This is a genomic window from Xanthomonas sp. LMG 12459, from assembly GCF_009192905.1.
Taxonomy (GTDB): domain Bacteria; phylum Pseudomonadota; class Gammaproteobacteria; order Xanthomonadales; family Xanthomonadaceae; genus Xanthomonas_A; species Xanthomonas_A sontii.
In genome coordinates this window covers 33,504-44,147 of record NZ_NSGT01000077.1, presented here as the reverse complement: position 1 = coordinate 44,147, position 10,644 = coordinate 33,504, and the positions used below count along the sequence as shown (strand labels likewise).

Here is a 10,644-nt window from a genome sequence, read left to right as displayed (position 1 = left end):
GTCGGCCTTCTTGGCTGCGGTTATCATAGGCGGTCATCACACGAGCGCCCGCCGTTGCGGCGGAGCTTCCATTCTATCCGGCCGGCCGCCGAACGCGGCGGGTTTGCCTTACCCGAGGAGTTTCAGATGGCCAGCTACGGCATGAACGACGTCAAGAACGGGATGAAGATCCTGGTCAACAGCGAGCCTGCGATCATCACCGATACCGAATACGTCAAGCCCGGCAAGGGCCAGGCGTTCACCCGCGTCAAGTACCGCTTCATCAAGTCCGGGCGCGTGGTCGAAATGACCATGAAGGCGACCGACAGCGTGGAAGCGGCCGACGTGGTCGACACCGACATGCAGTACCTGTACAGCGACGGCGAGTACTGGCACTTCATGCAGCAGGAAACCTTCGAGCAAGTGCAGGCCGACAAGGCCGGCGTCGGCGACGCCGCCAAGTGGATCAAGGGCGAGGAGGATTGCGTGGTGACGCTGTGGAACGGCACGCCGATCCAGGTCACCCCGCCGAACTTCGTCGAACTGAAGATCGTCGAGACCGACCCGGGCGTGCGCGGCGACACTTCCGGCGGTGGCGGCAAGCCGGCGACCCTGGAGACCGGTGCGGTGGTGCGCGTGCCGCTGTTCGTCGGCCAGGAAGAAGTGATCCGCGTCGATACGCGTTCGGGCGAGTACGTTTCGCGCGTCAAGTAAGTCGGCATGCCCGCGGCCGCAGCCGGCCGCGGGCATGCGCACGCGCTGGCGTGCGGCGGCCAGGCAGCGCCATGCGCCGGATCGCCGTGCGGCGGTGATGGACCACCTCGCTCCCAGGAAACGCCCGTGACCACCAGCCACGCCGACAGCGCCGACAGCAAGTACCCGCACGACCGCGTCGTGTTCTTCAGCGATGCGGTCTTCGCCATCGCCATCACCCTGCTGGCGGTGGAAATCAAGGTGCCCGGACACGCCGAGGTCGCGGCGGTCGGCGGCATCCTCGCCGCCCTGCACCGGATGCTGCCGCTGTTCATCGGCTTTGCGGTCAGCTTCCTGGTCACCGCGCTGTTCTGGAAGTCGCACCTGCAGCTGTGCCGGCACATCCGCCAGTTCGACGACCGGCTGATCTGGCTCAACGTGCTGCAGTTGCTGCTGATCGGCCTGCTGCCGTTCTCCACCGCGCTGTACTCGGACTATTTCGGCAGCCACGAGGCGTTCTCGGTGTACTGCGCGCATCTGGCGGCGATCGGCCTGGCCGGGTACTGGCTGCATGCCTATGCGGTGCGCAAGGAAGGCCTGGCGCAGCGGCTGGGCCCGCTGCAGGCGCAGGCGATGAAGCTGCGCGCGGCGGTCTCGCCGGTGGTGTTCGCGTTATGCATCCCCGTGGGCATGGTGGCACCGTGGCTGGGCCGCTTCGGCTTCCTGGCGGTCTTCCTGCTGCAGTGGGGGGTGGTGCGCGTGTACCAGCGGCGCATCCGCCAGGCCCAGGCGGCACCGGCACCGTGACCCTCCCTTTTCCAGAGTCCCTGCGATGACCTCCATACCCGAATCCTGCGACCTGCTGATCGAAGCCGGCTACGTGGTCCCGATCGAACCGCATGCGGTGGTGCTGGAAGACCACGCGGTGGCGGTGCGCGGCAGCGAGATCGTGGCGGTGCTGCCGACTGCCGAGGCGCGCACGCGCTTCGCTCCCGCGCGCACCGTCTCGCGCCCGGACGCGGCGCTGCTGCCGGGCCTGGTCAACGCGCATACGCACAATCCGATGACCCTGCTGCGCGGCATCGCCGACGACCTGCCGCTGATGGTGTGGCTGCAGCAGCACATCTGGCCGGTGGAAACCGCGGTGATCGGCCCGGAGTTCGTCGCCGACGGCACCGCGCTGGCGATCGCCGAGATGCTGCGCGGCGGCACCACCTGCGCCAACGAGAACTACTTCTTCGCCGACGTGCAGGCCGCGGTGTACAAGCAGCACGGCTTCCGCGCGCGGGTCGGCACGGTGATCATCGATTTCCCGACCGCCTGGGCCAAGACCTCGGACGAGTACTTCGCCCGCGCCTGCGAGGTGCACGACCAGTGGCGCGACGATCCGCTGGTCGGCATCGCCTTCGCCCCGCATGCGCCGTACACGGTCAACGACGCCAACTTCGAGCGGGTGCGGATGCTGTCCGACCAACTCGAGGTGCCGGTGCACCTGCACACCCACGAGACCGCGCAGGAAATCGCCGACTCGCTCAAGCAGTACGGGCAGCGCCCGCTGGCGCGGCTGGACCGTCTGGGCCTGGTCAACGACCGCCTGATCGCGGTGCACATGACCCAGCTCACCGACGCCGAGATCCACCTGTGCGCCGAGCGCGGGGTCAGCGTGGTGCATTGCCCCGAGTCCAACCTCAAGCTCGCGTCCGGGTTCTGCCCGGCCTGCGCGCTGCAGCGGGCAGGGGTGAACCTGGCGATCGGCACCGACGGCTGCGCCAGCAACAACGACCTGGACATGTTCAGCGAGAACCGCACCGCGGCGATCCTGGCCAAGGCCGTGGCCAACGACGCCACCGCGCTGGACGCGGCCAGCACGCTGCGCGCGGCCACCCTGGGCGGCGCGCGCGCGCTGGGCTTCGGCGAGACGATCGGCTCGATCGAGCCGGGCAAGCAGGCCGATCTGATCTGCGTGGACCTGTCGGCGCTGGAGACTCAGCCGCTGCACAACGTGCTGTCGCAACTGGTGTACGCCACCGGCCGGCAGCAGGTCAGCGACGTGTGGATCGCCGGCCAGCCCAAGCTGAGCCAGCGCGTGCTGGTGGACATGGATGTCGATGCGCTGGTCGCCAATGCGCGCGAATGGCGCGAACGTATCCGCAGCATCCACGCCTGATCCGCTATGTTCGCCGTGCCGCCCCGCGCGCGCGGCCCCAACGAGAGTTCGCCATGACCGCTTCCGCCGCCAACGCCTCCGCCAATTTCGATCAGGCCGAACTGGACAAGTTCGGCGCCCTGGCCACCCGCTGGTGGGATGCCGACGGCCCGCAGAAGCCGCTGCATGCGCTCAATCCTGTGCGTCTGCGCTACGTCGCCGAGCGCCTGCCGCTGCGCGGGGCGGCGGTGCTGGACGTGGGGTGCGGCGGCGGCCTGCTCAGCGAGGCGTTGGCCAAGGAGGGCGCGCAGGTCACCGCCATCGACCTGTCGCCGGAACTGATCAAGGTCGCGCGCCTGCACCAGTTCGAATCCGGGGTCGAGGTCGACTACCGCGTGCAGTCGGTCGAGGACCTGGCGGCCGCACAACCGGGCAGCTTCGACGCCATTACCTGCATGGAGATGCTCGAGCACGTGCCCGATCCGGCGGCGATCGTGCGCGCCTGCGCGACCCTGCTCAAGCCGGGCGGACAGCTGTTCCTGTCCACCCTCAACCGCACCCCGGCCGCGTTCGCCCTGGCCATCGTCGGTGCCGAGTACGTGGCGCGGCTGCTGCCCACCGGCACCCACCGCTACCAGGATTTCATCAAGCCGGCGGAACTGGCCGCGTGGTTGCGCCAGGCCGAGCTGCAGCTGCGCGACGTCAGCGGCCTGGCCTACGAGCCGTGGCGCAACCGCGCGCGGCTGTCCTCGCGCACCGAGGTCAATTACCTGGCGTGTGCTGCAAAGCCGGGAATCGGGAATGGGGAATAGGGAAGCGCCGCTGCCGCAGCGGGGTTATCCGCGGGTGGTGCTGTTCGATCTGGATGGCACGTTGCTGGACAGTGCGCCGGATCTGCTGGCCGCGGCCAATGCGTTGCTGGCTGAGCATGGCCGTGCGGCGTTGACCCTGGCGCAGTTGCGGCCGGTGGTGTCCAAGGGCTCGCGGGCGATGCTCGGGGTCGCCTTCCCGGATCTGCCCGCCGCGCAGCGCGATGCGCTGATTCCGGCATTCCTGCGCCACTACGAGGCACTGATCGGCCGCCATTCGCAGCCGTTCGACGGCATCCCGGAACTGCTGCAACGCCTGGAAGAGGCCGGCAGCGTGTGGGGCATCGTCACCAACAAGCCCGAGGCGCTGGCGCGGTTGATCCTGCCGCAGTTGCAGTGGGAGCAGCGCTGCGCGGTGCTGATCGGCGGCGATACGCTGCCCGAGCGCAAGCCGCATCCGCTGCCGCTGCAGGTCGCCGCGCAGCGCCTGGGCGTGGCGCCGCAGGAAGTGGTCTACGTCGGCGACGACGAACGCGACATCCTCGCCGCGCGCGCCGCCGGCATGGCCTCGGTGGCGGTGCTGTGGGGTTACCGGCTGGACGAGGACGATCCGCTGGCCTGGCGCGCCGACGCGATGGTCGCGGCGCCGGCCGAGTTGTACGACGCCGCGGCCTGGCCGGTCAGCGCAGCCGCGTCCTGAAACCGGTGCTGTCGCCGCGTTCGCGGCGATGCTGCGACCGCGGTGTCGCGCCCTGCACGCCGACGCCGCTCGGCATCCACCGGTCGCGCACGTACACTGCGCGTTCTGCGCGGCAGCCGCGCTCGTTCTCCCATTGCGCGATGCCGTCGGCGCGCGCGCCTGACTCCGGATTCACCGATCGCATGAGCAGTTCGTCCGCCCTGGATGCCTTCCTCGACAAATGGCGCCGCCGCTGGCCGGAATGGGCCGTGGCCGAGGCCTTCGTGCCGGCGCCGCAGCGCGCCCGCACCGTGGCCTGGTTCGCCCTGCTGCAGGAGTTCGACGACATCCTCAACATCGCCGGCGACCCGCTGCCGGCTGACGCCAAGCTGGCGTGGTGGGGCGAGGAACTGCGCAGTTGGGCCGGGCAGCGTTCGCGGCATCCGCTGGGCCGGGTGCTGGAGCCGGTGGCGGCGCCGTGGACACAACTGGCCGAGGCCTTGCCGAGCCTGCCGCAGTCGCGCGCGGCCGCGGCCGACACCGCGCATGCGCTGGAGCGGCTGGAGCCGTTCGCGCAGGCGGTGGTCGCGGTCGAGCGCGCGTTGTTCGAAACCCCGGCCGAGGGTGCCGCGGTGCCGGTCGCGCTGCAGGTGCTGGCGCAGCGCCTGGTCGAGGGCGGCGCCGCCACCGCGCCGCTGGCGCTGCGCGGCGGCGATGAGGCGCAGCAGCGCCAGCGCTGGGCGCAGGCATTGCTGAAGCCGTGGCCGCGCCGCGTGCGCGGGCCGCGTCCGCGGCGCATCCTGTCGGCGTTGGCGCGTGCGCGGATGGTGCAGCAGGCGGCCATGCCCAGGCCGCCGGGACAGATGGCGACGCTGTGGCGCGCCTGGTGGGCCGGGCTGGGCTAGAGCGACCAATACTCTTCGACGACGTCGGGCTGGCCTGCCAGGCCCAACCCGAAGGGCCGCGGTTGCGCGCGCGCGTCGCGGTGTCATCGCTCAGATCTGGACGGACGTCCACGTCCTCGCGCGTCCTCGCAACAGGTACGCGCAACCGCGACGCGGCATGCGCGGGCAGGACGACACGCCCCACCCGCACCGCCGCCTGGCTTCAGGGCGCGCTGCCGGCGCCGCTGTTGGCGTACTCGTAGAAGCGATTGGCCGAGGTGCTGCAGTTGCTGCTGCAGTACGGACGGCCGATGGTCGAGGCGTTCCACGGCGCGCTCTTGCGGATGTGCCCGCCCAGCGTCGAGTCGCGGATCACCACCTTGCCGTTGGGCGAGGTGCCGTCGACGTAGTTGGACAGGCTGCCCACGCTCTCGTCCCAGGCCCGGCCCAGCCACACCGTGCCTCTGCCCGGATTGCCGACCGCATCGAAGGTGCTGCCGATCGCCAGGAAGCCGTAGCTGCTGCCCGGGCGGGTGCTGGGCGCGAAGATCACCCCGCCATCGTTGGCGCCGCGGCGCGCGGCGGTGTAGCGGATGGTGCTGCCGGCGAACACCGCCACGCCCGAGCCGAAGATGAAGTCGGTGTCGCCCTCGATGGTGCCGCCCTTGAAATAGGCGCGGATCACCGTGTTGGCGCTGCCGGCGCTGACCAGCAGGGTGTCCTGGTTGCTGGTCAGCACCACGTTCTCCAGCACCGCCTTGTCGCCGCGCAACGCCAGCGCCACCGCCGACTGGTTGCTGCCGCTGTAGGTGCCCTCGACGTAGCTGTTGACGATCGCCAGGTTGCGCGCCTGGAACTGCGCCGCGCGCACGGTGACGGTGCCGCTGTCGGAGGTGCCGACGGTGCTGCTGGCGGCGTTGCTGGCGCAGGGATGGGTGGCGCTGCCGGTGGGTTTCGGGGTGGGGTTGGCGTTGCCGAAACGGATCGTGGTGCTGGCCGGGCTGCCGCCGAGGCCGAACAGCGTGAGCGGCGGCGCCGCCGCGGGCACGCACACCACTTCGGTGTAGGTGCCGGGCGCCACGCTGATATAGCGGCGCATGCTGCCGCCGGCGGCGACCGCGGCGTCCACCGCGGCCTGCACGGTGCGGTAGCGGGTGCTGCCGTCGGCGGCGACCGCGTAGTCGGCCTGCAGCAGCGCGACGCCGGCGCTCGGATCCCAGTTGTCGGTAACCAGCGCGCCGATCGGTCCGGCCTGGGCCAGGTGGCGGGCGACGGTCTGGTTGGCCGCCTCGCTGCTGGTCAGTTGCGGGCGCGACGCAGTGCCGGTCAGCGCCGGCGCATCGGTGACGACCCCGGCCGCCAGCGCCAGCGTCGCCAAGCTCTTCATCCATAGCACATTAGTCATGACGATAGGATTCCCTGGGTTTATAGGTGAAGCCGCTCACAACGGGTATGACACCGGTATCAATTTTCTGCACGGCGGCGCCCATGGCGATGCTGCGGAGCTATCCTAGACAGCGATTGGTCGTCTGTGACGCCTCAGGGGACGCGCAGTTATCGATCTGTGGGTCTCCATCACGATCGGTGTGCTGGCCGAGTTTGATTCAAAGGCAAGGCAAGTTGGGCAGGGCGGAACCCTGTTGGTATGTCTTCGGATATGCGCTGTATCGCCTTTCTGCGCGAGCAAACGACCTATGGCTCCAAAAGGGGCAATTCGACTGCCGAGGCGACCGGCATGCGGTTCGTTGCAACCAGCCACATGATGCAATCTGTGGGAAGCTACATGCCTAAAGCTTCGTTCCGACTGCTGCTTGAATGTTGCCTGGATGTGATGCGCGTCTAATCAAATAGGGCTCCGCACCGGTACGTGTTTCTGGTCGATGTTGCATCGCGCTGAACTTCGATGGGGATTTTATGCGGTTAAAGCTTGAAACAAAGAAAATAAAGGATTTAAATAGGGCGGAGATTCTCGGTTACTGCGATTTCATGAAAAAGTACGACTTGAGGCGGTCAAGGAAAGATATATTGCAGTCTTTGCGAAAATTGCAGAAAGTTGTCATAGGGCGGGATAAGGGTGGGGCTATTGTCGCTATTGGAACCCTGGTCATCAAGCGGCTGGAGGTGAATGGCAAGAGCTATGTTGTAATTATTCCAGGCACGGTGTTCGATCCAGTGGCTCGTGGTCGCGACTTGATACGAAAATATACGATCTACAATTACTTTATTGAAAAAGCAAAGAGTCCTTTTTCAAGTGTGGTGTTTTGCGCCGTATTCGGAAATTGGCGTGGCTACAGGTCTTTCGTCGGAAGGTTGAGGAATGCTTGGCCAAGCCCTTTTGTGACGACGCCTCCTGACATGAAAGCTCTGATGAGCGCGATCTTTTCCGAGGTTTACAAGGAAAAATGGGATGCCGATAGCTGTACTGTCAGGAATCTCGGCGTGATCCTGCGCGAGGCGATCGATTTCATACCAGATGCCGAGAGGGATCCTTATGCCTTGGAGTTCAGGAGATTGAATCCTGGGTATCCGCAAGGGGACGGGCTTGCGACCATGTGCGTCGTTGGAATCCTCGATTTGCTTGGGCGTAAGAGGAAGTCCCTTCGCTGATCGGGTATGGCGGTGTGCTTGGTTTGAATGGTTGCTCAGGGTTGGTCGTGTGCTGTGCAGGTGGGCCTCGTGACTTAGGATGCTCCGGTTCGGGAGCGTTCCTTATCCGTCGTTGTTGATGAGGTCATAGGAATCTATCGCGGAGCGACGGCAAGCCCTGACTAGCTCGCGTTTCGCTGCTTTTGCGCGCGTTTCAGCATCAAGCAAGGGATCGATGCTTGCGTCGAACCGCGCCAGGCGAACGCATCGGCCACCCAGATGATGAACGCGCCGCCGCGCGTCAGTGAACCTGACCCACCAGCGCTTTACGGCTGCTTTGTCCGCTCCAGCACCAACAACGGATCGATGCGCACATCGAACCAATTCATCCCCCAATGCAGATGCGGCCCGGTCGCACGCCCGGTGGCGCCGACCGCGCCGATGACCTGACCCTGAGCGATGCGGTCGCCGACCTTCACGTCGATTCGCGACAAATGCAGGAAGTTGGAACTGACGCCATAGCCGTGATCCAGCAGCACGGTGCCGCCGGTGAGGTAAAGGTCGGGGGCCGCGAAGGTGATCACGCCGGCGGCCGGGGCCTTGACCGGGGTGCCGGTGGGCACGGCGATGTCCATGCCCGAATGCCCGGCGCCGGGCTGGCCGTTGTAGACCCGGGCGTTGCCGAAGCGGCCGCTGATGCGGCCCTGCACCGGCCAGATGAAGGGCGCGGCGAAATCGGTGCGCGGGTCGTCGCGGTCGCGTGCGGCAGTGACCTGGGCCTGTTCGCGCTTGATCCGCTCGGCGATCGCCGGCGGCGGGTTCACCGTCTTCGGCGGCACCCCGTTGACCTGTTCCAGCGGCCAGTCGCGCGGCGTCACCGCGATCTCGACCGTCTCGGTCCCGCCATCCGGGCGCTGCACGGCGATGCGCAGCGGACCGCGCTCGTCGCGGCCGATGCCGAACACCACGCTGCCGTAGTCGCTGACCCGCAGGGTGCGTCCGGCGTACTGCACGCGGCTGCCGGGCGCGACCTTGCCGATCACCAGCGCGCCCTGCGAGGCGCTGCGCGGGAACACGCTGCGCGCCTGGGCACCGGCTGCGGCCGGCGTCTGTGCGTGCAGCGCAGGGGCGAGCGGTGCAGTCAGCAGGACCAGCGCCAATGCGGCGCCGGACACCAGGGCGCCGCGCATCAGCGGTCGAACGCCAGGCGCTGCCCGTTGGGGGTGCCGACCAGGCGGGTGCCGTCCCAGGCCAGCACGCCGTTGACCCAGGTCGCGGCGATCCTGGAGCGGAAGCTGCGGCCCTCGAACGGCGACCAGCCGCACTTGGACAGCACGTCCTCGCGGCGCACGGTGAACGCGGTGTCGTCGATCAGCACCAGGTCGGCGTGGTAGCCCTCGCGCAGGAAGCCGCGTTCGTGCACGTCGAACAGCAGCGCCGGCGCGTGCGCGAACTTGTGCACCACCTGGGCCACGCTGAGCCGGCCCTCGTGGACCAACTCCAGCGCCGCGACCAGCGCGTACTGCACCAGCGGCAGGCCCGACGGCGCCTGCGCGTATGGCTTGCTCTTCTCTTCCCAGGTGTGCGGGGCGTGGTCGGTGGCGAGCACGTCGATCACGTCCTCGGCGATCGCGCGGATCAGCGCCTCGCGGTCGCTGGCGTCCTTGATCGCCGGGTTGCACTTGATCAGGTTGCCGAGCGTGGCGTAGTCGGCGCGGTCGAAGCGCAGAAAATGGATGCAGGTCTCGGCGGTGATGCGCTTGCCCTGGATCGGGCCGGGGGTGAACAGCGCCAGCTCGTCGGCGGTGGAGATGTGCAGCACGTGCAGGCGGGTGCCGTGCTTCTTCGCCAGCGACACCGCCAGCTGCGAGGACTTCAGGCAGGCCTCGCGCGAGCGGATGTCCGGGTGCATGTCCGGGGTCAGCGCCTCGCCATACTTTTCCTTGAACGCAGCCAGGGTCGCGTCGATGGTCGGGGTGTCTTCGCAGTGGGTGATGATCGGCGTCGGTGCGTCGCGGAAGATCGCGTCCAGGGTCTGCGGGTTGTCGACCAGCATGTTGCCGGTGGAGGCGCCCATGAACACCTTGATGCCGGGCGCGGTCTTCGGGTCCAGGGTCTGGATCGCGGCCAGGTTGTCGTTGCTGGCGCCCAGGTAGAAGCCGTAGTTGCCCCAGGCGCGGCCGCGCGCGGCGTCGTACTTGGCCTGCAGCGCGGCGGCGTCGAGCGTGGGCGGGTTGGTGTTGGGCATGTCCATGAAGCTGGTCAGGCCGCCGGCCACCGCCGCGGCCGATTCGGTGGCGATGTCGCCCTTGTGGGTCAGGCCGGGTTCGCGGAAGTGCACCTGGTCGTCGATCATGCCGGGCAGCAGCCAGCGCCCGGCGGCATCGACCACGGTCTCGCCCTCGCGCGCGGCCAGCTGCGGGGCGATCGCGGCGATGCGGCCGTCGGCGATGCGCAGATCGCCCTGGGTTTCGCGGCCTTCGTTGACCAGGCGCGCGTTGACGATCAGTGTGGAAGCGGACATCAGTGTTTTCCTTGGCAGCGGCAGGGTGGCGGCGCCGTGGGGTCGGGCACCGGGTCGAACCCGCCAGGATGGAAGGGGTGGCAGCGGCCGACGCGGCGGGCGGCCATCCAGCCGCCGCGCAATGCGCCGAAACGGGCGATGGCGGTCACCGCATACGCCGAGCAACTGGGCACGAAACGACAGCGCGGTCCCAGCAGCGGGCTGATGAAGCGCTGGTACAGGCGCAGCAGGGCGATGAGAGCGCGGGCGATCACATCACCATGATATGCCACTGTGCTGGACTAGGCGGGTCGCTCGGCGTATACGCCGCGTTGTTGCCGCGGGGGGTAGGGTAGGCTATAAAG

11 protein-coding genes are annotated in these 10,644 nt (G+C 68.0%); 7 read left to right on the top strand and 4 right to left on the bottom strand.

What is annotated here, in order from left to right:
* The first annotated feature begins 126 nt into the window (after nucleotides 1-126).
* The 6 genes from efp to CEK65_RS15985 all read left to right on the top strand — a co-directional run bounded on the left by efp (nucleotide 127) and on the right by CEK65_RS15985 (nucleotide 5,211).
* Nucleotides 127-693: an elongation factor P gene (gene efp / locus CEK65_RS16010; protein ID WP_010343528.1), complete on the top strand. Its 567-nt coding sequence runs from the start codon at nucleotides 127-129 to the stop codon at nucleotides 691-693.
* 126 nt (nucleotides 694-819) lie between these two features.
* Nucleotides 820-1,479 carry a TMEM175 family protein gene (locus CEK65_RS16005; RefSeq protein WP_152182320.1) on the top strand — a complete coding sequence of 220 codons (660 nt, stop codon included), beginning with the start codon at nucleotides 820-822 and terminating at the stop codon, nucleotides 1,477-1,479.
* 25 nt (nucleotides 1,480-1,504) lie between these two features.
* On the top strand, nucleotides 1,505-2,839 hold the full coding sequence (locus CEK65_RS16000; RefSeq protein WP_148829305.1) for a TRZ/ATZ family hydrolase: 1,335 nt from the start codon (nucleotides 1,505-1,507) through the stop codon (nucleotides 2,837-2,839).
* A gap of 53 nt (nucleotides 2,840-2,892) precedes the next feature.
* A complete protein-coding gene (ubiG, locus tag CEK65_RS15995) occupies nucleotides 2,893-3,630 on the top strand; it encodes a bifunctional 2-polyprenyl-6-hydroxyphenol methylase/3-demethylubiquinol 3-O-methyltransferase UbiG (RefSeq protein WP_152182319.1) in 738 nt (245 codons plus the stop codon).
* Nucleotides 3,620-4,327, top strand: coding sequence for a phosphoglycolate phosphatase (locus tag CEK65_RS15990; protein WP_152182318.1), 708 nt, complete (start codon nucleotides 3,620-3,622; stop codon nucleotides 4,325-4,327). Before ubiG ends, CEK65_RS15990 begins: the two co-directional genes overlap by 11 nt.
* Nucleotides 4,328-4,509: 182 nt before the next feature.
* Complete coding sequence (locus CEK65_RS15985) at nucleotides 4,510-5,211, top strand: phytoene/squalene synthase family protein (RefSeq protein WP_152182317.1); 702 nt, start codon at nucleotides 4,510-4,512, stop codon at nucleotides 5,209-5,211.
* A gap of 202 nt (nucleotides 5,212-5,413) precedes the next feature.
* Here the strand turns inward: CEK65_RS15985 and CEK65_RS15980 are convergent, their stop codons facing one another.
* The gene (locus CEK65_RS15980) at nucleotides 5,414-6,577 is read right to left on the bottom strand and encodes a putative acyl-CoA thioester hydrolase (protein ID WP_193314812.1); all 1,164 of its coding nucleotides are present in this window, start codon (nucleotides 6,575-6,577) and stop codon (nucleotides 5,414-5,416) included.
* A 599-nt stretch (nucleotides 6,578-7,176) separates the two neighbouring features.
* On the opposite strand from CEK65_RS15980, the gene CEK65_RS15975 reads away from it, so the two are divergent.
* Nucleotides 7,177-7,797 carry a hypothetical protein gene (locus CEK65_RS15975; protein WP_152182315.1) on the top strand — a complete coding sequence of 207 codons (621 nt, stop codon included), beginning with the start codon at nucleotides 7,177-7,179 and terminating at the stop codon, nucleotides 7,795-7,797.
* A gap of 305 nt (nucleotides 7,798-8,102) precedes the next feature.
* Here CEK65_RS15975 and CEK65_RS15970 read toward each other — a convergent pair whose 3' ends face one another.
* Genes CEK65_RS15970 through yidD form a run of 3 tightly spaced genes read right to left on the bottom strand, consistent with a single transcriptional unit; the run spans nucleotide 8,103 to nucleotide 10,572 of the window.
* Complete coding sequence (locus CEK65_RS15970; RefSeq protein ID WP_152182314.1) at nucleotides 8,103-8,966, bottom strand: M23 family metallopeptidase; 864 nt, start codon at nucleotides 8,964-8,966, stop codon at nucleotides 8,103-8,105.
* Nucleotides 8,966-10,300, bottom strand: coding sequence for a dihydroorotase (locus tag CEK65_RS15965; protein ID WP_017912512.1), 1,335 nt, complete (start codon nucleotides 10,298-10,300; stop codon nucleotides 8,966-8,968). The genes CEK65_RS15970 and CEK65_RS15965 overlap by 1 nt, the downstream gene beginning before the upstream one ends.
* Entirely contained in the window at nucleotides 10,300-10,572 is a 273-nt protein-coding gene (yidD, locus tag CEK65_RS15960) for a membrane protein insertion efficiency factor YidD (protein WP_026144024.1), read from the bottom strand. Before yidD ends, CEK65_RS15965 begins: the two co-directional genes overlap by 1 nt.
* Between the last annotated feature and the right edge of the window lie 72 nt (nucleotides 10,573-10,644).

Coding starts and splice junctions, on each gene's coding strand:
- efp (WP_010343528.1), top strand. CDS start 127: ATGGCCAGCTACGGCATGAACGACGTCAAGAACGGGATGAAGATCCTG.
- CEK65_RS16000 (WP_148829305.1), top strand. CDS start 1,505: ATGACCTCCATACCCGAATCCTGCGACCTGCTGATCGAAGCCGGCTAC.
- ubiG (WP_152182319.1), top strand. CDS start 2,893: ATGACCGCTTCCGCCGCCAACGCCTCCGCCAATTTCGATCAGGCCGAA.
- CEK65_RS15990 (WP_152182318.1), top strand. CDS start 3,620: ATGGGGAATAGGGAAGCGCCGCTGCCGCAGCGGGGTTATCCGCGGGTG.
- CEK65_RS15985 (WP_152182317.1), top strand. CDS start 4,510: ATGAGCAGTTCGTCCGCCCTGGATGCCTTCCTCGACAAATGGCGCCGC.
- CEK65_RS15980 (WP_193314812.1), bottom strand. CDS start 6,577: ATGAAGAGCTTGGCGACGCTGGCGCTGGCGGCCGGGGTCGTCACCGAT.
- CEK65_RS15975 (WP_152182315.1), top strand. CDS start 7,177: ATGAAAAAGTACGACTTGAGGCGGTCAAGGAAAGATATATTGCAGTCT.
- CEK65_RS15970 (WP_152182314.1), bottom strand. CDS start 8,966: ATGCGCGGCGCCCTGGTGTCCGGCGCCGCATTGGCGCTGGTCCTGCTG.
- CEK65_RS15965 (WP_017912512.1), bottom strand. CDS start 10,300: ATGTCCGCTTCCACACTGATCGTCAACGCGCGCCTGGTCAACGAAGGC.